Raw genomic sequence first — 22,355 nt, 5'->3', positions numbered from 1 at the left:
ACGTCTTCTATTTTTGCGCTTGATGATCTTAGCGAGGTAGCTTGCGCAAGCCCACAATACTTGAAAGTGACACCGCCAGTACCGATAGCAAAATCAGTGCTAGCGCAGGAATCAGCACTGCCCAGGGGGCTCGCTCAATATAGGGCATGCCTTCGGCAAGGATCAGCCCCCACTCCGGCGAAGGCGGGCGGGGGCCCAGGCCGAGAAAGCCAAGTGCCGCCAAGGCCAGCGCCACGCCGGGTAGGCGCAGCATGGCGTGGCGAAACACGGGGCCAAGCACCGCCGGCAAGATGTAGCGGCTCATTAAGCGGAAATGCCCCACGCCTAGCATCGGCGTAATGCGAACGTGGGGCTGGGCTTTCACTTCCGCCACCAGTGCCGCTGTGTGCGCTGCAAGCGGAGCCCAAGCTACGGCTGTTACCGCAATGATCGCGCCGCTAGCACTTGGCCCTATTAGCCCCGCGACAATCAACCCCGCAATGGTGGGTGGCGTTGCCTTGGTGATTTCAATAGGGCCAGTGGCTAGCTTGGGAGCTAGTCCAATCAGTAGCCCTATGACTAGCGAAAAGAATACGACGACTGTTGCCATGCCCATGGTGGACAGCGCACCGTGAGCCACCCGTGCCAAAATATCGCGCCCAGTGCCGTCGGCACCTAGTGGTAGCGCAAGGCTTGGTGACTCTAGACGCATAAACGCAGAGCTAAACGGGTCGCGACCAATCCCTGCAGCGATTAGCACAAATAGCAGCAACATCGCGATGACGGGTACGATCCATGCCCTGCGTTGAATACGCTGTTCGCTATGCGCTACGGGTAGAGCCCCGAGCTGAAAGGCACGGCCTAGTAACAGTACGCGACCAATATTGGCCAGGCTGCCTAATATAATGGCGATAATCAGCAGAATCAGAATGCCAGTTTGCAGGGCCGGTAGGTCCTGGGCAGATGCTGCACCAAGCGTTGCTCGGCCCAGACCTGGAATGGAGAACACCTGTTCGACGGCAATGGCTCCTCCCGTCAGGCCCACCATCACCATGCCGACCTGAGGCATAAGGCTCGGTAAGGTGCGTCGCAGTGCGGCTATGATAATGCGGCTGCTTGAGAAGCCCGCTACGTTCCAGGTAGCGACCCAGCGCTCGCTGAAGGTGGCCGCAAGGCCATCGCTAAACAAGCGCCCCAATAATCCGCCCGCCGGAAGGCCCAGCGCAAAGGCGGGCAATATGGCATAGCTAAAACCTCGCCAGCCGTAAGGCGGCAGCCAATTAAGCCATGCCGCAAACACGACTAGCAGTATTGAGGCGAGTAGGAACTCAGGCAGGGCCGTCAATGCTGCGCCAATCGCGCCGGAAGAGCGGCTGACCTGACCTCTCAAACCACGCCGTACTACGGGTAGGCAGATAAGCGTAGCGGTAATTATCGCTACCAGCATGCCAAAGGTCATTAGTGTAAGTGATACCTGGGCGCTTTTTAACATACCTGGTAGCACGGGTGCGCCGGAGATCCAGGAATTGCCTGCATCGCCATGCAGCAGGCCCATCAGCCAGCTCTGTAGCTTTTCGAAGGGGCCAAGATCAAGGCCTAACTGAGCACGAATGGCTGCTAAGGCTTCGGGCGTGGCTTCCTGCTCAGCAGAGCGCGCTCGCAAAATGCTCAGCGCTGGATCTCTGCCGGATAACCATGGCAGTAGCCCTACCAGCACCACCACACCGGCTAACGTTAGCAAACGTGAGAGCAGCGGAATAAAGGCCGTGATGCGCAAGCTGCGCCATAGGCGCAGCGGTATTGCGGTTGTCATACGGGGCGCACCCTTAGGAGTCACTGTCGGCGACAATGGTGGTCTCTTCAGTAATTAGCATGCGCTCGCGGGGGTCGCGCTCGGCGTTAGAGACCCGCGCCGACTCGCCCTGAATAACGCGTTCGTGGAGCATCGGAATAGCCGCATCGGTGCGTAAAATAGCTGCTTCCGCCTCGCTAATTGCCTGACGGCGCTCATCTCCGGTGGGCAGTATGGCGGCATTGGCCAGCGCTTCATCGACGGCGGGGTCACACAGCTGAGCGATGTTGAAAGAGCCCGCACAAGCGAAATCGCTAAACATATAGGCCACCGGGTCGCCGGAGTCGAGGACGGTGGCACGCGAAAGAATAAAGGCGTCAAATTCACCGGCTAAGGCGTCTGCCTCTATATGCGCGTATTCGCGCACTTCTTGGTTCACGTTAAAGCCTGCACGGGTCAACTGCTGTTCAAGCAGTACGGCCACTTCGGGCAGCTCGGCGCGGTCGGTGAAGGTTGCTAGGGTGATTTCAGTGCCGTTTGGCTCAGTGGGTAAGGTGCGATCTTCAAGCGGGGTGCGGTAGTTGCTTGCCCACGCTAGCGCCGGGCCGAGCAACCCTTCGGCGATATCCGCGCGCCCTTCGTAAACGGTATTCACAATAGCGGAGCGGTCTACCGCTTCGCGGACGGCTGCGCGAAGGCCGGGGTCGGTCATTGGGCCTGATTCGGTATTCAGGTAAAGCGTATTGGTGCGTGGCATGGGCACTTCGTGGACTAACTCAGGGTCAAGCAGCGCCACCTGGGAGACTGGAATTGCTTCAACCACATCTGCCGCGCCGGTTCTCAAGGCTGCCGCTCGAGCGGTGCCGTCGGGGACATAATCAGCATCAATACCGGCCACTTTGGCGGGCTCGCCCCAGTAGTCATCAAAGCGGTCTAGATGTGCGCTGGTAGTGCCGTTGATCTCTGTTAATACGAACGGGCCGGTACCCGCTTTGATGGGGTTAACCCGGCCATCTTCGCCATAGGCGCTGGCGGCCAGAATCGCTAGTTGCGGGCTTGAAAGGCGGTTGGGAATCAGCGGGTCATCGGTTTCTGTGCGCACAACCACCGCGTTATCACCATCGTCTTCGATGGTCATGTTCACGCCGTCTAAAATGCGTGGCTTGGGGGCGGCTTTGGTGGCCGCAGTAAGAGCGTTCACTACGTCGTTAGCTGTCAGGGTTGTGCCATCATGAAAGGTGACTCCATCGCGAATCACAAACCGCCATGTGTTGGCATCGAGCTGCTCCCACTCGGTGGCCAGAAATGGCTGTGGGTCGCTGCTGTCATCCAGTCGAATCAGGGTTTCTGCTGCGCTCCAGCGCGACAGTTTGAAAGCATCGTCGGAAAGGGGGGTTAATCCCGAGCGAGGTGGTTGCAGCATGGCCAGGCTGATCCGCTCACCAGCTTCTGATGAGGCGGTGTCGCGCTGTTCATCGAAACAGCCAGCAAGCAGTAGGGGGGCAGCAAGGGCAATAGGCAGAGAAAGGCGCAGCGGGCGGCGTAGCATCGTAACGACTCCAGTCGAAGTAACGGGTAGCAAAAACGTGTAGAAAAGATGAATAAAAAACGTCACGGATGCGTTATAAAAGCGCTTCTACCTCAGCCGCATTGCAGTTTGGGTGCGCACAAGTGGGTAGTTGCGCAACCGCATTGATTAGCGAGCGCGTTGTCGGGTGACGGGGTGTGCGCCATAGCGCTTCCGTTGGGCGGTCTTCAACTATCTTGCCGTCATCCATGACCAGCGTGCGTTGGCACAGTTTGGTGACCACCGATAAATCATGGGACACCATCAGCAGTCCGGTGCCACTTTCATCACAAAGCTGCTTGAGCACGCTAATCACCTGCGCGCGAACCGGTAGATCCAGGCCGCTAAGTGGCTCATCGGCCAATAAAAAGTGCGGGCGTGTGGCTATCGCGCGAGCAATGGCGACCCGTTGGGCTTGGCCGCCGGAGAGTTCATGAGGCAGGCGCTCCAAAAACTGGGTATCCAAGCCGACTTGCTCCAATGCTTCTCGGGCGCGTTCTCCAGGGTCGCAATCAACGTTTAGGCGTATCAATGGCTCGGCCACTAGTGCACGAACATTCATACGAGGGTCAAGGGAGGCACCGGGGTCTTGGGGAATATACTGAACAGCCCGACGGTACCATCTAAGCTTGGCCGTGGAGGCGGGACGTACCGTTTTATGCAGACAAGTAATCGAACCAGTATCGGGCGCTTCAATCGCTAACAGCGAGCGCAGTAATGTCGTTTTCCCCGACCCTGACAAGCCGACTAGTCCGACACGTTCACCCGGATAAAGCCTCAGGTTGATGTTATTCATGACTTGTTTGCGTTCACCCGCCCGCCAGAAAACAGCGCGGGGTAACGAGACGCTTTTATAGAGCCCGTTTGCTGAGAGGAAAGCTTCCTGGCACTTGAAAAGTGGATGGCTCTGCATTTAGGCACTCTTCAAATAGTCAGTTGGGACTACTTCAGGCGGTTGCACATTATGCGCCGCCGCTACTAGCGCTTGAGTGAAGGGGTGCTGCGGGGAGGTGATTAGGGTATCTAGCTCACCGCTTTCGATCATCGTGCCCCGTTCAATAATGACTGCCCGCTGGCATAGCTGTGCTGCCGCGTGTAGATCATGAGTAATGAATAGCAGCGCAGATGCTGAGCTGTCGGTATGTTGATGTAAGGCGCGCAGCACCTGGGCTTGAGTGACGACGTCCAACGCAGTCGTAGGTTCATCGGCAACCATTAGCGACGTTTTACAAGCCATTGCTAACGCAATGCATACCCGCTGACGCTGTCCACCAGAAAGCTCTGCTGGGGTACGCTTGATTAACCGTTGAGGGTCTGGAAGGTCCAGTGACGCGAGTAGTGCCACTGTGGCGTCATTCGCGGCAGAGCGCGATAGGCCATGGTGGCGCAAAAAGGGTTCTCGCAGCTGGGAGCCGATAGAAACTAAGGGATTAAGTGCCGAGAGCGAATCCTGAAACACCATCGACACCCGTGAGTTTTTCGGCCGCTGTGTGGCAGGTGTTGCAATCGCCTCTTGGCCTTGAATACGTATGCTTCCCTGAGTTCTAGCATTGGGTGGCAGCAAGCCGAGCACTGCTTTAGCTGTGAACGATTTGCCTGAGCCAGAGGCGCCCAAGAGGCAAACACGCTCGCCGGGCATGACATCAAACGAGAGTCCATCAACAACCTGTAGCTGGCCGATTTTGATGCGCAGATCACGCACGGATAACACTGGGTCGCTGCACATTGACACCATCGTTTGCTATACCGCTCAATAAGATATTTTAGTTATGATATAACATTGGCTGGATGGGCATCAATCTATGCGTTAAGTCTGCGTCTAAAAAGCGTATTTATGTGGTTAACAAAGGTCGTCAAAACAGTTTGTTAAAACAGTTTTTAAAAACAGATTTTCAAAATACAGGGCTAAAATGAAGGGAAGGGTGTACCCATAAAAAAAGCGCTGATTAGCTCAGCGCTTTTGTTTCTTCAGGTTAGTAAAACAATAACTTACTTGGTAGCAGTAGATAGTGTTTGTGTTTGTCCCTCTTTGCCTTCACCGAAGTCATCAGCATGCTCATCAACAGCAAAGGTAGCGCGGCTTAATCGGTGTACACGCTTCATGAAGAGTGCAATGCATACCAGCGTACCCAGAGCTGCCACGATATAGCTCGTTTGCAGTGGCAAGCCAAAGCCAATCGGTGCGTAGGCTAAATAGGTAAAAGTCGCCATGGTCATAAAGACGGCTGGGATCGACGTGATCAGATAAGGTTTACGCGACAACACGAGGTACATGGTGCCAACCCACAGCGCAATCACCGCCGTGGTTTGGTTGGCCCAGGAGAAGTAGCGCCATAGCAGTGTGAAGTCCATGTGGGTAAGCGCGTAAGAAGCAACAAACAGTGGCAGGGCGATCAAAATGCGCTTAATAATTGGTTTCTGCTCAACCTTTAGATAGTCAGCAATAATCATCCGTGCACTGCGAAAGGCGGTATCGCCTGAGGTAATAGGCAGCACAATAACGCCTAGCACAGCCAACGTTCCGCCTACTGCACCAAGCATGGAAATAGACACTTCGCTCACTACCGCGGCAGGGCCGCCAGCCGCTAACACAGCAGACAGCGATTGTTCACCCTGGAATAGGCTCATGGCGGCGGCGGCCCAGATCATCGCAATCACGCCCTCTGCAATCATCATCCCGTAAAAGATTCGACGGCCATTGGTTTCGTTTTGCGTAGTGCGCGAAATGATAGGGGTTTGCGTGGCATGGAAGCCTGATAGAGCACCGCAGGAGATCGTTAAGAACAGCAGCGGAAAAATGGGCGCGCCTTCCGGATGCATGTTCTGGAAAGAGAGTTCTGGAATCGGTGCGCCGGTAACAACCAAACCGATGCCAATGCCTGCTGCGCTGAAAAGCAGCAAAGCACCAAAGTAAGGGTAGATACGCCCAATGACTTTATCAATCGGCAGCAGCGTAGCAACCAGATAGTAGGCAAAAATCGCTACAATAATCAGCGTTAGAGAGAGCGACGTCATATTAGAAAGTAGCGCTGCAGGCGAGGTTACAAAGACCGTGCCCACTAGTAACAACAGCAAAATTGCAAAGCCGTTGACCACATGCTTCATGGTTTTACCGAGAAACTTACCCGCCAATTGAGGCAAATGAGCCCCGTGATTGCGAATCGAGATCATACCGGTGAGGTAATCATGTACGGCACCCGCGAAGATGCAACCAATCACAATCCATATGAAGGCCACCGGGCCATAAAGCGCCCCTAAAATGGGGCCAAAAATTGGGCCGACACCGGCAATGTTAAGCAATTGAATAAGTGAGTTGCGCGTGGTGTTCATCGGCACATAGTCAATATTGTCACGCATACTAAACGCCGGTGTTTGACGCTTGCGGTCAGTAACAAACACGCGCTCAACAAACTTGCCGTAGGTGAAGTAGCCCACGACTAGAAGCAGTATCGATACAATGAAGGTGATCATTTAGGGCACTCAGTATCAAGGGAATTAAGATGGTTGTGCATGCTAGTGAGTTACTTGTTAGCACGCTTATTTGGCCGGGCTGAATGTACCGACTCATCAGGAGAATCGCTTTAAGACTTTAGTTGCCTATGGTGCTAGCGAGAGCAACCAACAACATAAGGCTTCATCAACACAAGAAATCATCAACACAAAAAAGGGCAGCGCTACGCTGCCCGATAAGTCGTCACAATGATGAGTTTTAAACGTTACGATTCAACGACGCCGCAGGCCATGCGCGCACCGCCGCCGCCTAAGTGGGGATCATCTGAATAAGTATCGCCGCCAGCGTGAATCATCAGGCTTCGTCCTGGCATATCTTCCATGCTCAAGCGCGGTGCCAACACGGGAAGGTTAGCTTCACCATCTTCATTCACTGTGAGAACCGGTAGGTCACCCAGATGACCGTCGCCGTAAGGACCTTGGTGGGTGTCGGACTCTTCTGGGTCGTAGTGACCACCAGCAGACAGCGCTGCTGTCATTTCGCCGCTATCGTTTTCAGCAGGCTCGCAACTGGCATTTTGGTGGACATGAAAGCCGTATACACCGGGCTCTAGGTCAGTTAACGACGGCGTAAGCAACACGCCGTGCTCAGTATGCTCAATAGCGACAGTCCCAATAGACTGTTCAATTCCTTCAGCGCTGACCTTGTGCATTTCAACGTCGAGCGTCTCATTGGCCTGAGCGGTGGTTGCCAGCAATAGCCCCGCGGCAATACCTGTTAGCGGTAGTGAATAACGCATAGTGCATTCTCCTTTCCTTATCCATGGAAGCTCGTAAGACGAGTTGCCACTTTAAGGTAGCTTCCTGGAAGCAACTCTGCCAATGGATTGGGTATTGGGGCTATTCGCTTTCTTGATGCCGCTAGTAGCGGATGACATTGAACCGTTAAGCCGCGACAATAGCGCGCTGCTTCAAATCACTGCGATTTGTTATCTCAATTGCCGCTATCGGGGAGTGCCATGTTGCCATTGAACATCCTTTATCAGGATGAGCACCTTGTTGCAGTGCATAAGCCGTCTGGGTTACTGGTGCACCGCTCGGCGCTGGCGCGTGGAGAAACAGAGTTTTTGCTTCAACGTCTGCGCGACCAAATTGGCAAACGGGTGTATCCAGTGCATCGGTTAGATAGACCTACCTCTGGAGTGATGGTGTTTGGCTTATCATCCGAGGCGGCAGCCTTGTTAAGTGAAGCCTTCAGCGAGCGGCAGGTAGAAAAACGCTATCTGGCGGTAGTAAGGGGCAAGGCGCCGGAGCAAGAGCGCCTTGATTACCCGTTACGGGAAGAAGATGGTACGCGGCCCAAGGCCGAGATGCCTGCTATGCCCGCGATGACCGATATTCGCCGCCTGGATAGTGTTGAACTGCCTGTACAGGTAGACCGCTATCCGGTGGCGCGCTATTCGCTAGTGGAAGCGCGGCCCATGACCGGGAGGCGACATCAGATACGTCGCCACCTTTCTCGGCGTGGTTATCCGGTTATTGGCGATGCCAAACACGGAAAAAGTGTCCACAACCGCTTTTTTGCGGATCAGCTTAATGCTCCCCGTCTGCTGCTGGCTGCCACCTATTTGGCGTTTGATCACCCGTTGATCGATAAGCGTATCCAGCTAAGCTGCGCACTCGACGAGACCATGAGAAGCCTGTTCGAGCAGTTCGGCTGGGTTGGGCATCTGCCGCTAGACAGCGTGCGAACCCCACCCATTGCCACGCCCACAGTGCTTCAGCGGTAGCTGGTACGAATCGAGCCATGTTTTTATTAGAGAGAACCTGCCATGTCTTCGGATTACGACTTTCGCTTTGGTGGCATTCGTCGCCTGTATGGCCAGCGTGCCGCTGAGGCGTTTCGCCATGCCCATGTTGTGGTAGTGGGTGTGGGCGGTGTGGGCAGTTGGACAGTGGAAGCCCTGGCGCGCTCTGGTATTGGCAAGCTGACGCTGATTGATCTGGATGATGTGTGCGTGTCCAATGTGAATCGCCAGCTCCACGCGCTAGACGGTACTATTGGTCAGCCCAAGGTGGCGGTGTTGGCTGAGCGCTGTCGTTTGATTGCCCCGGAGATTGAGATTGTGGCTGACACCGCTTTTGTCACACCCTCCAACTTGGCCGAGCGTATTCCCGATGATGCCGATCATGTGGTCGATGCCATTGACAGCGTCATCGCTAAGGCAGCGCTAATCGCCTGGTGCAAACGACGTAAACTACCGATTACCGTGACGGGAGCTGCCGGCGGTCAGACAGATCCTACCCGCATTCAGGTGGCAGATTTAACGCGCACTGAACACGACCCGCTACTTTCCAAGGTGCGCTCGCGGCTGCGCAGGGATTACGGTTTTTCCCGTAATCCAAAGCGGCGCTTTTCCGTTGAGTGTGTCTATTCTGATGAGCAGTTAGTGTATCCCAGCGCTGATGGTGAAGTTTGCCTGCAAAAGCCCGGCAACGGTGACGCGACCCGTTTAGACTGCGCCTCAGGCTTTGGCGCCGCCACCTTTGTCACTGGTACGTTTGGTTTTGTCGCTGCCTCAAAAGTGCTTGAACGGTTGGCTAAAAAAGCCGCTAAGCCCATGCCATCAACGACCCATCAAGAGGAAAGTGAATGACTGCGCCTGTTCCTGGTATATATCGCCACTATAAAGGCAGCCTTTACGAAGTGCTGGGCACCGCTCAGCACAGTGAAACTGAAGAGGTGCTGGTAGTTTACCGTGCGCTTTATGGCGACTACGGCCTGTGGGTGCGCCCGCTTACAATGTTCACTGAAAGCGTTAACAAAGACAGCCAACCACAGCCGCGCTTTGCGTTAGAAAAAGTGTTTAATTAATCCGGCGTTCCCCAATAGCGACAACACTCAATAGCGTTACGTTTCTCCCTTCGGTATTTATGCGCCACCCGGGGCTTTTCTCAACAAAGCCCCGGGTGTTTTTGTAGTGCGCTATTGCTTATATTCCAAAATAAGCTATGTTTATAACATTATTTCAATGGCATGTTATGCCTGCACTGCTGCTTAAAACGGCAGTGAGAAACGCTAGGAGAGATGCATGCAAACACAACCGTTAGAGAAGGGCGTCGATATTACTTCGCAGCTCACGGTAGAAGGGCTCGAGCAAGTAAAAGAACAGGGCTTTAAAACGGTGATCTGTAACTGCAAGCCGGGTGAAAGCGCTGAGTTTCCAGGTGAAGATGCTTATCGCCGCAAAGCAGCGGAAATCGGACTTCACTGGGTGCACATCCCTGTGACCCCCGGCGAGTATAGCCAAGCGGATGTAGCCGCTTTCGCTGAGGCGTTGCAGCAGCTACCCCGGCCCATTTTGGCGTTCTGCCGGTCAGGTAAGCGCGCTACCCATCTTTGGGCTTACGCCAAGCGCCACACTGAGAAGTGCGATCTGGCGGAACTGTTTTCCGCTGCAAAAGCAGCCGGTTTTGATTTGGAAGAACACCGTCATGGGCTCGAAAATCAGACAGCGTAAGCGGGCGATGTGATTCGTCGTGGTCAGTGTTATTACCAGAACGAGTATGCCCCATGATCATAGAGCGTTGGGTGCCTTTGATTGGCTGGCTGCAGCGCTATAACCAGGCTTTGTTATTTAAAGATGCGCTGGCAGCCGTTATCGTCACGCTAATGTTGGTGCCCCAGGCGCTGGCCTATGCCTTGCTGGCTGGGTTGCCGCCAGAGATGGGCCTGTATGCCAGTATGCTACCGCTGGTGCTTTACGCCATCTTTGGTACCAGTGCCAGCTTGGCGGTAGGGCCGGTAGCCGTGGCAGCGTTAATGACGGCGTCGGCTTTAAGCAGCTTTGCCATTCCAGGCAGCCCTGAATATATTGGCGCTGCATTGGTGTTGGCTGCGCTTTCAGGATTGATGTTGATCGCCATGGGCGTTCTGCGGCTGGGCTTTTTAGTCAACTTCTTAAGCCATCCGGTTATTTCTGGGTTTATCACTGCGTCGGGTATCTTGATCGCCATTAGTCAGTTCAAGCATATTCTAGGCGTGGAGGCCACGGGACATAATGTTATTGAGCTGCTGGGCGCACTGTTCAGTCAGTGGCAGCAGGTCAATCTCATCACGCTGCTGATTGGTTTAGGGGTGTGGGGCTATCTGCTGATTTGCCGCAAGCGGTTACACACATGGCTGATGGCTATAGGCGTCTCAGCCAGCGCTTCAGGGTTGATGGTTAAAGCCGCGCCGATTTCGGCAGTGATCGTCACCACACTACTAGCTTGGCAGCTTAATCTAGATCAGCGCGGTGTGGGGCTGGTCGGCTTTGTGCCTAGCGGCTTGCCCGCCATTGCGCTGCCTAGCCTAGATCAGTCGTTGTGGCTTGGCCTATTGCCTGCGGCCTTACTGATCAGCTTGGTAGGCTTTGTGGAGTCGGTATCCGTGGCGCAAACGCTGGCCGCTAAGCGCCGCCAGCGTATCGATCCTAATCAAGAGCTTATTGCCCTGGGAATGGCCAATTTTGGTGCTGGCATCAGCGGCGGGTCGCCGGTGTCAGGTGGGTTTTCACGCTCGGTAGTGAACTTTGAAGCGGGCGCGGCAACACCGTTAGCCGGGGCATTTACCGCCTTGGGTATCGTGCTTGCAACGTTGTTGCTCACTGGTCTGCTGGCATTCCTGCCGACGGCGACATTGGCCGCTACCATTATCGTCGCCGTGGGCACATTGATTGATCTGCCTGCAGTAAAGCGCACTTGGCAATACTCCCGCAGCGACGGCGTGGCAATGGTGGCGACCTTACTACTGACCCTGCTGCACAGTGTCGAGGTCGGTATTATCAGCGGCGTTGTGCTTTCGTTAGGGCTACATCTTTACCGCACCAGCCAGCCCCACAGTGCCGTGGTGGGCCGGGTGCCGGGCACCGAGCACTTCCGCAACGTGAAGCGCCATGACGTTGAAACCGATGAACACGTGGCCATGTTGCGCATTGATGAAAGCCTTTACTTTGCTAACGCTCGCTACTTAGAAGATACCGTGATGGCGCTGGCTGCTCGTTCGCCCTCGTTAAAGCATATTGTACTGACCTGCCAAGCGGTGAATGTGATTGATGCGTCCGCGCTTGAAAGCCTAGAAGCCATTAACGGACGGTTAAAAGATGCTGGCGCGATGCTTCATTTGGCAGAGGTGAAAGGCCCTGTGATGGATCGCTTAACGAATACGGCGCTTTACCGTGAGCTAACGGGGCGGGTGTTTTTTACCACCTTTGAGGCTTGGCAGGCGCTGGCTCTGTCCACGCAGAAGGAGACGCCACAGCCTTGTTCTTAACGGCTACCGTTAATTGGGTAAGACGACTAATTGGAGAAAACGACGTGAACACGTTAGCTTAGCCGCTAACGTATGTTGACTCTCGTTTTTTTGACTCTCCAGGGACCGGCCATGACCTCACTATCACCGCAGCAGACGCTGAAGACAGTATTCGGATTTGATGATTTCCGCGGCGGCCAGCAGGCGGTGGTGTCTAGAGTGTTGGATGGGCACTCTACCGCAGCGATTTTTGCCACGGGGGCAGGGAAGTCGCTCTGCTATCAGCTGCCTGCACTTCATCTTCCGCACCTGACGCTGGTGGTATCGCCGCTGCTGGCGCTGATGCAGGATCAACTCGCTTTTCTGGCACGCCATGGTGTTGCAGCGGCCAGCATTGATTCCACCCAAGATCGCGCTACGACCCGTGATGTGATGGAGCGCGCCAAAAACGGTGAGCTGAAAATCCTCATGGTGTCGGTGGAGCGGCTTAAGAACGAGCGTTTTCGGCACTTTCTACGCCAAGTACAGATATCGCTGCTAGTGGTTGATGAAGCACACTGCCTCTCTGAGTGGGGACATAACTTCCGCCCGGATTACCTCAAACTGCCGGATTATCAGCGCGATTTCGCCATTCCCCAGGTACTGCTACTGACTGCCACGGCCACGCCAGCGGTTATCGCGGATATGCGTGAGAAGTTTTCCATCGTTCCGAAAAATGTCATTACCACCGGCTTTTACCGCGCTAACTTAGAGCTTCTGGTGGCGCCCGCGATGGAAAATCGTCAGCAGCAGCTGATTGATTGGCTTAAACCGCAAATGCCGCCTGGCAACGAAGCGCCCACGATTATTTACGTCACCTTGCAGCAAACCGCCGAGCAGGTGGCAAACGCGCTAGCGGCCCATGGGATTGCCGCCCAGGCCTACCATGCGGGGTTGGATTCAGTCCGCCGTGACGAGATCCAGCGCCAGTTTATGAGCGGCGAGTCGCCCTGCATTGTGGCTACCATTGCCTTTGGTATGGGGATTGATAAAGGCAATATCCGCAACGTCGTGCACTTTGATCTCCCCAAATCGATTGAGAATTACAGCCAGGAAATTGGCCGAGCGGGTCGCGACGGGTTGCCTTCGACTTGCTTGACGATCGCTGGGCGCGATGGACTGAGGGTGCTGGAGAACTTCGTTTACGGCGACACGCCTGAATACGTGGGTATTCTGCGCTTACTGGAAGAAATTTCATCAGCCGGCCAAGCGCAAGATCGTCAGTGGGAAGTGCTGCTCAACACACTTTCCCGAGATACTAATATCCGTTTGCTGCCGCTAAAAACGTTGCTGGTGCGGCTGGAAATGCACGGCATTATTGCGCCGCGCTTTGCGTTCTTAGCCGAGTATCGGCTGCGCTACCACATTGAGCCTACTGCCTTAGTAGGGCGTTTTGAAGGAGAGCGGGCGGCCTTTGTTCGCCTATTGATTGACAATATTGCTATTGCCCGGACCTGGGGAACGGTAGATTTTGAGCGGTTGCATCAGGCTGGGCAAGCGCAGCAGATTGATGCTTCCCGGGCTCGCGTGATAACCGCACTTGAGTACTTTCAGGATAAAGGCTGGCTGACCCTGGAAGGCAAACGCATGACCGACGTGTATGAAATTTGTCAGCCGGGATTTTCGGTCGAGGCGCTGGCGAGCCAGTTGTTTAATGAGTGCTTACATCGAGAGCAAATCGAAATTGAACGGTTGCACTCCATGCTGGCACTGTTTGAGTCGGAAAGCTGCCTGACTCGGCGATTGGCTGAGCATTTTGGGGATACCACCTTCGATGGGCCATTTGATACCGAGCAGGGGCGCTGTGGCCACTGCTCGGTATGCTACGGCAACCCAGTTCGGTTGCCGGATGCGCCGCCGTTAACCACACTGTCTGATAATGATTTTATCCGCTATGCCACACCGCTGATTGAACGCCACACCGAAAAGCTCGGCCAGCCACCTAATGCTCAGCGGCTGGCGCATTTTCTGTGTGGCTTAACCATGCCGGTCTTTACGCCACTCAAAGCCCGCGGCCTTAACGGCTTTGCGGTCTTTGAGCAGCGTGCCTATCCTGAGGTGCGACAGTGGGCAGAGCGCTATTTGGCCAGTTTAGGCGGCGACACCTTACTCCCAAGCGGGGAAAGGATCGGGTAGCTGCTTCCAGGCTTCCATGCCTTCCAGCAGCTCCGCTTCGCTTAGCAAGCAGGCGTCCAGCGCTTCGCGCATGTTGTCTTGGTCTAAGTTCTGGCCGATAAACACCAGCTCCTGGCGCATGTCGCCAAACGGCTCCTGCCACTTTTCCATAATGAACTGGCGAGTTTCAGGATCTTCCGGCCAGTTAGCTTCTGGGATAGCTTTCCAGAACACGCCCGCTGGGCCGTGATGAGCAATACCACCTGCTTGGCTCCATTGGCCTGCGAAGCGTGGCCGAGTAGCAAGCCAAAAAAAGCCTTTCGAGCGCAGCAGCCCCTCACCAAACCACTCCTGATTCAATAGGTCGTGGAATTTTTGCGGGTGGAAGGGGCGGCGAGCGTGGTAGGCAAAGCTGCCGATACCGTACTCCTCCGTTTCCGGCACATGCTCGCCGCGCATCTCTTTTAGCCAGCCGGGGGCTTGCTGGGCGCGCTCGAAATTGAACTTGCCTGTATTAAGCACTTTCTCTAGCGGCACGCTGCCTTGGGTAATGGGCACCAGCTCAGCATCAGGGTTCAGTGAATGCAGAATCGCCTTCAACGCCTCGAGCTCTTTTTTATTGATGAGATCCGTTTTACTGATCAGCAGCACATCACAAAACTCGATCTGGTCGACCAGCAGGTCAGCGACATTACGCTCGTCGTCTTCACCCAAGCTTTCGCCGGCTTCAGCGAGACTCTGCGCTTCGCGGTACTGGGCAAGAAAATTGGCACCATCGACCACGGTTACCAGCGTATCCAATCGTGCAACGTGGGAAAGGCTTTGGCCGCTTTCATCTTCAAAGGTGAAGGTTTCTGCCACCGGTAGCGGTTCGGAAATGCCGGTGGACTCAATTACCAGATAATCGAACTTGCCTTCCCTGGCCAGTTGGCTCACTTCTTCTAGTAAGTCTTCACGCAGCGTGCAGCAAATGCAGCCGTTGCTCATTTCTACCAAACGCTCTTCAGAGCGGTTTAGCGCCACCTCGCCATCTAACGTTGATTCGCCAGGGCCGCCGCGCACTAATGCACCATCGATATTGACCTCGCTCATATCGTTGACGATTACCGCAACACGGCGACCTTCGCGGTTAGCCAAAATATGATTGAGTACGGTAGTTTTACCGGCACCCAGAAAACCCGAGAGCACGGTCACGGGCAGGGGAGAGAACGCGGTCATTGCTAGCACCTCTAAGCGGGTTTTTATAAACGGCTTTATGTTATGTGATAATATAACACTTTGTCGGCAGTTAAAAAGACCCGGTTAGAAAATGGCAACCTATGAATTTTCGGTGCGAATGAGGATTAGCGCTTATATTGCGTTGGGCAGTAGCCCCGTAAAACATCCGGCGATCGCAAAGCCGTATGTTTAGTCGCCCGACCTGTAACGCGTTTACGCCATAACCGAAACGAGGCAGGCTTAAGCTGGTGGCGCATTACTTCGATGACTTCTGGCTCGCTCAAGTCAAACAGAGTGTCGATCGCTTCAAACGGGGTGCGATCTTCCCAGGCCATTTCAATGACGCGGGATTGTTCTTCTTCGGATAAGCGACGAAAGCGTTTCACGGCAGCTTTAGGCATCAGACACCTTATGAGTTGATGAGGTGAGCAAATAACAAGGTGACATTAACTATACCAGTGTTAGACGGAGCGTTGCTCACTGTACTGATATTCTGGAGAGATGTGTAGATGTGTAGATGTGTAGATGTGTAGATGTGTAGATGTGTAGATGTGTAGATGTGTAGATGTGTAGATGTGTTGGGTAAGCTACTTTATTGCTAACAGCGCGCGAAAAAGGCCATTCATCAATACGGGTTCGTCGCGGCGGATGTTGAAGCCTGCTTGTTGAAGCAGTGGTGTCGCCTGGCGGGTGATGTCGGTCGCGATCAATGAAGTAATGACGTTCAGTGCTCGCCGACTTGGACCAGCAATGTGGGTGTCGGGTTGAAATTTATCCATAACACAGAGCTGCCCGTCATTTTTCAGTACCCGGTGCGCTTCGGCTAGTCCCTGTTCCGGATTGGGCATCACCGCCAAAATAAGATGCATCACAACGACGTCAAAATGCTCATCTGGGTAGTCCAGTGCAGCAGCATCCATCACACGACATACCACGTCACGTTGCGCATGTTCCGCTCGCTCACGGGCGCGCGTCACCATGGCGGGAGTAAGATCGGTCAAATGAATTTCTAATTCGCGGGGTAAATAAGGCAGGTCTAAGCCAGTGCCAGCACCTACCAGCAGCACGCGCATGCGGGGTTCCCAGTCGACTTGGCTAAGTGCACTCCTGCGGGGTTTACGAAACGCTTTAGTCGCCACCAGATCATACATTGGCGCGTAAATGCTGTAGCGCAATCGGTTCCAGGCGGTGGTATTTACCATAGGGTCTACCTCGAATAGGCGGTCTTGCGCGCTTAATAAGTCGTGTTTAACGTCTGCGAAGGGCTTTCGCCAAACTGCTGCTTATAATCATGAGCAAATTGCCCCAAATGCCAAAAGCCCCAGTAGGTGGCAATTTCAGTTACCGTCTGGTGGGGCTCGGCACTGCGCAGGGCGCGGCGCACTCGGTTAAGCCGCGTTAAACGTAAAAACTGCAGCGGGCTAATACCTAGGATAGTCGTAAAACTGTATTGCAGCGTACGCCTGCTGACATGAGTCAGTTCGCATAGTGTCTCCATCGTCACCGGACCTTCCAGGTGTTCATCAACATAGCGCTTCACCCGGTCAACCACTGCTTTTCGATGGGTATAGCTGGGTGGCAATTCATGGCTTGTTTGGTTGGCTTTTAGTAGCTCCAGTAAGCCCGTTAGCAAAATATCTTGATGCACGTTTTCGGCGATGGCGCCCTGCTGATTTGAGAGTAAGCGTTCAAGCAAAAACGACACAGCATGCAGTGTTTCAGGCGCAACCCGGCGTCGGGGTGACGCGTGCCACTCATTATCAAGTATTACACCTTGTCGCTGGGCGGCAGCCTGTAATAACGGCATACGTATCACCAGTCCATAAATATCAAATGCCTCTGGTGTTACCAGCTCAAAATCGCGACCGCCGGGGTGGCACATCACCTCATGCTCTTCCAACGCCTGTCCATTGATTCGTGACCCTGGTGCCTGGGTGGGGATTCCCAGCCATAGGGAGTCAGCCCACACTCGGCAGTCTTGGCGCAGCGCTTGCCCTGTATGTTCTTTAAACACCTGCATGGCGGGTAACTCAATTTCATCTAGTCGCCCGTAAAATCGCCCTGGACTCAGTTGGTCGTATTGCTGCTGCCAGCGGGTCAGGTTTTGAGCATGTTCGTCGGCATCAAACGCCTCTTGCATGCACTTTTTTGGTGCAATGTCTTGGCTTGTCAACGTCATGAGAAACTCCTGTGAACGTGATTAAAGCGCTATCACGTTGCTTGCTTGTTTCTAATTTATTGTATTTGTTTGAATTTTTATCAGTATGACAGGTTTGCCAAAACTCGATACTCCCCATTAAGTGATAGCGCTATTGTGGAAACAAGCAAATTTTGTTCCTCAACGCGCATTCGGCGACGTTGTTTTAGAGATAGTCAGCTTTTAAATATAAAAAAGGAAGGTCCCATGGCGCAGACCTATCAAACGACAGTGGGAAGCCGCCGTTATCGCTTTAATGGCTTGGCGGAATTAATGGCCAAGGCCACGCCGCCACGTTCCGGTGACCGCTTGGCAGGTGTCATTGCGGAAACAGCAGAAGAGCGGGTAGTGGCGCAAATGGTCCTGGCGGAGCTGCCGCTTACCACGTTTTTGAATGATGTACTGATTCCCTACGAGCAAGATGAAATTACCCGCTTAATCATCGACGAGCACGATGCTGATGCATTTGCGCCGCTGAAGCATTTGACCGTGGGGGACTTTCGTAACTGGCTGCTGTCCGACTACGCCACCAGTGATGTGTTGGCTGCGGCCCGCCTCGGCATTACCCCTGAAATGGCCGCCGCTGTTAGCAAGTTGATGCGCAATCAAGATTTGATGCTGGTCGCCAAGAAATGTCAGGTGACGACCGCGTTTCGCAATACTATTGGACTGCCAGGCCGGTTATCCACACGGTTGCAGCCCAATCATCCCACCGATGACGTGACCGGGATTGCTGCCAGTATTCTGGATGGCCTGCTGTATGGCAGTGGCGACGCAGTCATTGGCATCAATCCTGCCACCGATAACGTCGCCCAAAGTATCAAGCTGATGCGCCTGATGGATGACGTCATCCAGAAATACGAAATTCCCACCCAATCCTGCGTGCTCACCCATGTCACCAACACGCTAGAAGCGATCGAGCAGGGCGCGCCTGTAGATCTCGTCTTTCAATCCATTGGCGGTACCGAAGCTACCAACCGCAGTTTTGGTTTTGATTTGAGTACGCTGGCGGAAGCCGAAGCGGCCGCTCAGACGCTGAACCGCGGTACGGTCGGACGCAATGTGATGTATTTCGAAACCGGCCAAGGTAGTTCGCTTTCCGCTGACGCCCATCATGGCCTGGACCAGCAAACCTGTGAAGCCCGTGCCTATGCCGTGGCACGTAAGTTCAACCCGTTGTTGGTGAATACGGTGGTGGGATTTATCGGCCCCGAGTATCTGTACGACGGCAAAGAAATTACCCGAGCGGGGCTGGAGGATCATTTCTGCGGCAAATTGTTAGGCGTGCCCATGGGCTGCGACGTGTGCTACACCAATCACGCTGAAGCCGATCAAAATGATATGGACAACCTGCTAACGCTATTAGGCGTGGCGGGCTGTAGCTTTGTGATGGGTATCCCTGGTTCTGATGACATTATGCTCAACTACCAGACCACGTCCTTTCACGATGCTCTGTATGCGCGGCGGGTGCTTGGGTTGAAGGCCGCCCCGGAGTTCGAGCAGTGGCTGGCGAAGATGCAAATCTTCCAAGACGTTTCTTCCTATCGGCTAAACGATCAATTACCGGCCGCTTTCGCCAATAGCCTTCGCCACCTGCCAAAGGAGGCTGCCCGCGATGTCTGATAATGAATCGAAAGAGTCCCCATCTATCGTTATCGCGAACCCATGGGAGCGGCTGAGGGCATTTACCGATGCCCGTATTGGGCTTGGTCGTGCGGGTATTAGCCTGCCTACACATCAGCTATTGGCGTTTCAGCTGGCTCATGCCCAGGCCCAGGACGCCGTTCACTGCCCCCTTGAGTGCGACGCGTTGGCCGATGAGTTAACGACAGCGCTGAACCTGAGCCAGGCGCCTATTCATGTACACAGCCACGCAGTGGACCGGGCCATGTATCTGCAACGCCCTGATTATGGCCGTCGTCTTAACGACGCCTCGCGCGCGAAGTTGCAGCAATGTGCGGAAAGTGGCCAGCGCTTCGATTTGGCGGTGGTCATTGTCGATGGGCTTTCCGCACTGGCGGTGCAGCAGAATAGCGCGCCGTTTCTTACTGCGCTGTATCGCGCCTTTGAACATGATCAGCGGGAGTGGCAGCTCGCGCCGCTAACCATTGTCGAGCAGGGCCGCGTGGCGATTGGTGATGAGGTTGGCGCGCTGCTTAATGCCGATGCCGTGCTGGTGATGATTGGTGAACGCCCAGGCTTAAGTTCCCCCGATAGCCTCGGGCTGTATATGACTTGGGCACCTGAAGTGGGCTTAAAAGATGACCGCCGTAACTGCATTTCGAACGTTCGCCCGGCAGGGCTGAAACCGGAAGAGGGCGCGCGGCGGCTGCTGTTGCTATTAACCGAGGCCCGTCAGCGAAAACTGTCCGGCGTTCAACTTAAAGATCGTAGCGAGGACAACGTATTAGAAGGTGCATCGGGTGGCTCAACACAAAACTTCCTGGTGGCCGATTAACGGGGGCTTGCGTGCTAAGAGCAACCCATTAACAACCTATCAATAACAACACTTATAGAAACGCTCCTAACAACACTCCTAACAACAATACGGAACCAACACCCCGACTCAGCACGCCGCTGACAATGATTGCGTTCCACACTGAAAAGGGCATGACAATGACACAACCTTCTGTCGATCAAGCGTATCTGGCCAAGCGCCAGCTGAGAAAAGGGACCGCGGGCTGGCTATTACTAGCAGGGCTTGGGGTTTCTTATGTTATCTCCGGTGATTTTGCCGGCTGGAACTTCGGTATTGCCGAAGCGGGCTGGGGTGGTTTTGCCATTGCCGCCTGCCTAATGGCGTTGATGTACCTTGCACTCGTATTAGCATTGGCGGAAATGTCCGCAGCGATTCCAGCCGCGGGTGGTGGCTATAGTTTTGCCCGCCAAGCGATGGGGCCAGCCGGTGGTTATTTAACGGGGCTTGCGGTGCTGATTGAGTACGCGCTTGCCCCTGCCGCGATAGTGATTTTCATCGGCTCGGCAGTCGAAGCGCTGCTGGGTATTAATGGACCGTTGGTTTACCTGCTGTTCTACGCAGTGTTTATCGGTATTCATTTAGCAGGCGTGGGTGAAGCGCTAAAAGTCATGATGGTGATTAGCGGCCTGGCGGTGTTTGCGATTTTGGCAACAGCAGTAGCGCTGATTGGCGATTTCGATTCAGCGAACCTCTTTGATATTGCGCCCACTGATGCCGCTGGCGCGAGTACCTTTATGCCCTATGGCTGGTACGGTATTTGGGCCGCGCTGCCGTTTGGTATGTGGCTATTTTTAGCGGTTGAGGGTGTGCCCCTAGCGGCAGAAGAAGCCAAAGATCCCGCGCGCGATATGCCTAAAGGCATTATTGCTGCGATGCTGTTTCTGCTATTTACCGCTTTATTAGTCGTGGTGTTACTGGCAGGCGCAGCGGGTGCTGAAATGATAGGTCAAAGCGGTGTGCCGCTGGTCGATGCGCTTAAGGTTGCAGGCAACCCTACGCTTGCCACACTGGTTAACGTGCTGGGCCTTGCGGGACTGGTGGCATCATTTTTCTCGATTATCTATGGCTACAGCCGTTTGGTTTTTGCGCTTTCACGAGCGGGTTACTTGCCTAAGCAGTTGTCACTAACCAGTGAGCGTAAAGTGCCTTATCTGGCGCTGATCGTGCCTGGTGTATTTGGCTTTTTGGTCTCACTTAGCGGCGAAGGCGATCTAATTTTAGGGATGGCCGTTGTCGGTGCAACGCTCTCTTATGCATTGATGGCGCTCAGCCACATTCTATTACGAGTTAAACAGCCTGACTTGCCGCGCCCTTATAAAACACCCGGTGGTGTGGTGACCTCTGGGGTTGCATTAGTTCTTTCACTCGTCGCGCTGACCGGTGTCTATGCTTTCGACCCACGGGCGTTTAATTACACCATTGTTCTATTCATCGCCGGTGCAGCGTACTACTTCCTTTACAGTAAGCATAAGCTGGTGGCGAAAACCGCTGAAGAGGAGTTTGCGTTGGTGACTGCCGCCCCGGAAGAGGTAGGCATTAGCGAGCCAACGCCAGCCGCTGCCAAGCTGTAATGTTCGGCCCCAATCGCCTAACCTGATTAGGCAGTTTAAGCCTCTGTGCCTAACGGCCCAGAGGCTTTTTAGTAACTATGGTAACAAACAGCGAAACGTTGACGACGCCAGGAGCCAACATGACATTAACCTTTTTGTCCCGCGCTAACGCCCCCGATTTTAATCAGCACCGTGAGGAGCAGCGCTGGTTTGCAGTGAATGACGGTGTAATGGGCGGCGTGTCTCGCAGTACGTTTCGTATCGACGCGGGGGCGGGCTGTTTTATCGGTGAGGTGTCGCTTGATAATGGCGGTGGTTTTGCCTCGATACGCCGCGAACCTGACCACTTTGAGCAATCGCTTGCCAAAAGTAACGGCGTTACTCTACGTATACGGGGCGACGGGCGTACTTATCAATTGCGTTTGAAAAGTACGGCGTTAGACGAAGCCAGCGCCTATCGGGTAGCGTTCACACCGCCCCAAGGTCAGTGGGAAACGCTGGCGTTTACTTGGAATAGGTTTGAAGCTGTGCGGCGTGGCACTCTTCTTAACGATGCGCCGCCACTTTCTTCTGAAAGCATTTATCAACTTGGCTTCTTGATTGCTGACCGAACTGCTGGACCATTTCGACTCGACATTGCATCCATTGCAGCGCTTTAGCAGTCTATTTTGCAAAG

At 54.2% G+C, this 22,355-nt stretch carries 20 protein-coding genes; 10 read left to right on the top strand and 10 right to left on the bottom strand.

Features of this window, described 5'->3' with window-relative positions:
* Positions 1-28 precede the first annotated feature (28 nt).
* From L1X57_RS02735 to sodC, 6 genes are all read right to left on the bottom strand, one after another.
* Entirely contained in the window at positions 29-1,792 is a 1,764-nt protein-coding gene (locus L1X57_RS02735; RefSeq protein WP_009724216.1) for an ABC transporter permease subunit, read from the bottom strand.
* A gap of 13 nt (positions 1,793-1,805) precedes the next feature.
* Complete coding sequence (locus tag L1X57_RS02730; protein ID WP_009724217.1) at positions 1,806-3,320, bottom strand: ABC transporter substrate-binding protein; 1,515 nt, start codon at positions 3,318-3,320, stop codon at positions 1,806-1,808.
* Positions 3,321-3,393: 73 nt separating this feature from the next.
* Entirely contained in the window at positions 3,394-4,251 is an 858-nt protein-coding gene (locus tag L1X57_RS02725) for an ABC transporter ATP-binding protein (protein WP_009724218.1), read from the bottom strand.
* Positions 4,252-5,064, bottom strand: coding sequence for an ABC transporter ATP-binding protein (locus L1X57_RS02720; RefSeq protein WP_009724219.1), 813 nt, complete (start codon positions 5,062-5,064; stop codon positions 4,252-4,254).
* Between the two features lie 263 nt (positions 5,065-5,327).
* Positions 5,328-6,809: a carbon starvation CstA family protein gene (locus L1X57_RS02715; protein ID WP_009724220.1), complete on the bottom strand. Its 1,482-nt coding sequence runs from the start codon at positions 6,807-6,809 to the stop codon at positions 5,328-5,330.
* Positions 6,810-7,054: 245 nt separating this feature from the next.
* Positions 7,055-7,588 carry a superoxide dismutase family protein gene (gene sodC / locus L1X57_RS02710; RefSeq protein ID WP_009724221.1) on the bottom strand — a complete coding sequence of 178 codons (534 nt, stop codon included), beginning with the start codon at positions 7,586-7,588 and terminating at the stop codon, positions 7,055-7,057.
* Positions 7,589-7,807: 219 nt separating this feature from the next.
* Here sodC and L1X57_RS02705 point away from each other — a divergent pair, with 219 nt between their 5' ends.
* From L1X57_RS02705 to L1X57_RS02680, 6 genes are all read left to right on the top strand, one after another.
* Positions 7,808-8,578 carry a pseudouridine synthase gene (locus tag L1X57_RS02705; RefSeq protein WP_009724222.1) on the top strand — a complete coding sequence of 257 codons (771 nt, stop codon included), beginning with the start codon at positions 7,808-7,810 and terminating at the stop codon, positions 8,576-8,578.
* A gap of 42 nt (positions 8,579-8,620) precedes the next feature.
* Positions 8,621-9,445 (top strand): tRNA cyclic N6-threonylcarbamoyladenosine(37) synthase TcdA, encoded by an 825-nt coding sequence (tcdA, locus tag L1X57_RS02700; RefSeq protein ID WP_009724223.1) that lies wholly within the window; start codon positions 8,621-8,623, stop codon positions 9,443-9,445.
* The gene (locus tag L1X57_RS02695) at positions 9,442-9,663 is read left to right on the top strand and encodes a DUF1653 domain-containing protein (RefSeq protein ID WP_009724224.1); all 222 of its coding nucleotides are present in this window, start codon (positions 9,442-9,444) and stop codon (positions 9,661-9,663) included. The genes tcdA and L1X57_RS02695 overlap by 4 nt, the downstream gene beginning before the upstream one ends.
* A gap of 217 nt (positions 9,664-9,880) precedes the next feature.
* Positions 9,881-10,309: a TIGR01244 family sulfur transferase gene (locus tag L1X57_RS02690; RefSeq protein WP_009724225.1), complete on the top strand. Its 429-nt coding sequence runs from the start codon at positions 9,881-9,883 to the stop codon at positions 10,307-10,309.
* 53 nt (positions 10,310-10,362) lie between these two features.
* Positions 10,363-12,102, top strand: coding sequence for a SulP family inorganic anion transporter (locus L1X57_RS02685; protein WP_009724226.1), 1,740 nt, complete (start codon positions 10,363-10,365; stop codon positions 12,100-12,102).
* Positions 12,103-12,213: 111 nt separating this feature from the next.
* A complete protein-coding gene (locus L1X57_RS02680) occupies positions 12,214-14,256 on the top strand; it encodes a RecQ family ATP-dependent DNA helicase (RefSeq protein WP_009724227.1) in 2,043 nt (680 codons plus the stop codon).
* Here the strand turns inward: L1X57_RS02680 and zigA are convergent.
* The 4 genes from zigA to L1X57_RS02660 form a co-directional block, all read right to left on the bottom strand.
* Positions 14,227-15,453: a zinc metallochaperone GTPase ZigA gene (zigA, locus tag L1X57_RS02675; RefSeq protein ID WP_009724228.1), complete on the bottom strand. Its 1,227-nt coding sequence runs from the start codon at positions 15,451-15,453 to the stop codon at positions 14,227-14,229. The two genes, L1X57_RS02680 and zigA, sit on opposite strands and share 30 nt — an antisense overlap.
* A 125-nt stretch (positions 15,454-15,578) precedes the next feature.
* A complete protein-coding gene (locus tag L1X57_RS02670) occupies positions 15,579-15,854 on the bottom strand; it encodes a TIGR03643 family protein (RefSeq protein ID WP_009724229.1) in 276 nt (91 codons plus the stop codon).
* Between the two features lie 186 nt (positions 15,855-16,040).
* Positions 16,041-16,655 carry a class I SAM-dependent methyltransferase gene (locus L1X57_RS02665; RefSeq protein WP_009724230.1) on the bottom strand — a complete coding sequence of 205 codons (615 nt, stop codon included), beginning with the start codon at positions 16,653-16,655 and terminating at the stop codon, positions 16,041-16,043.
* A 32-nt stretch (positions 16,656-16,687) separates the two neighbouring features.
* Entirely contained in the window at positions 16,688-17,632 is a 945-nt protein-coding gene (locus tag L1X57_RS02660) for a helix-turn-helix domain-containing protein (RefSeq protein WP_009724231.1), read from the bottom strand.
* Between the two features lie 225 nt (positions 17,633-17,857).
* Between L1X57_RS02660 and L1X57_RS02655 the strand changes: the two genes are divergently transcribed.
* The 4 genes from L1X57_RS02655 (at position 17,858) to L1X57_RS02640 (ending at position 22,338) form a co-directional block, all read left to right on the top strand.
* Positions 17,858-19,273, top strand: a complete 1,416-nt coding sequence (locus tag L1X57_RS02655; RefSeq protein WP_009724232.1) for an ethanolamine ammonia-lyase subunit EutB — start codon at positions 17,858-17,860, stop codon at positions 19,271-19,273.
* On the top strand, positions 19,266-20,108 hold the full coding sequence (gene eutC / locus L1X57_RS02650; RefSeq protein ID WP_009724233.1) for an ethanolamine ammonia-lyase subunit EutC: 843 nt from the start codon (positions 19,266-19,268) through the stop codon (positions 20,106-20,108). The genes L1X57_RS02655 and eutC overlap by 8 nt, the downstream gene beginning before the upstream one ends.
* A gap of 158 nt (positions 20,109-20,266) precedes the next feature.
* Positions 20,267-21,700 (top strand): ethanolamine permease, encoded by a 1,434-nt coding sequence (gene eat, locus L1X57_RS02645; RefSeq protein ID WP_009724234.1) that lies wholly within the window; start codon positions 20,267-20,269, stop codon positions 21,698-21,700.
* A 119-nt stretch (positions 21,701-21,819) separates the two neighbouring features.
* Positions 21,820-22,338 carry a CIA30 family protein gene (locus L1X57_RS02640; RefSeq protein WP_009724235.1) on the top strand — a complete coding sequence of 173 codons (519 nt, stop codon included), beginning with the start codon at positions 21,820-21,822 and terminating at the stop codon, positions 22,336-22,338.
* Positions 22,339-22,355 lie beyond the last annotated feature (17 nt).

It is taken from the genome of Halomonas sp. TD01, assembly GCF_923868895.1.
GTDB lineage: Bacteria > Pseudomonadota > Gammaproteobacteria > Pseudomonadales > Halomonadaceae > Vreelandella.
Note: the sequence above shows the minus strand (reverse complement) of the source record. Positions and strands in the feature narration are given on the sequence as shown.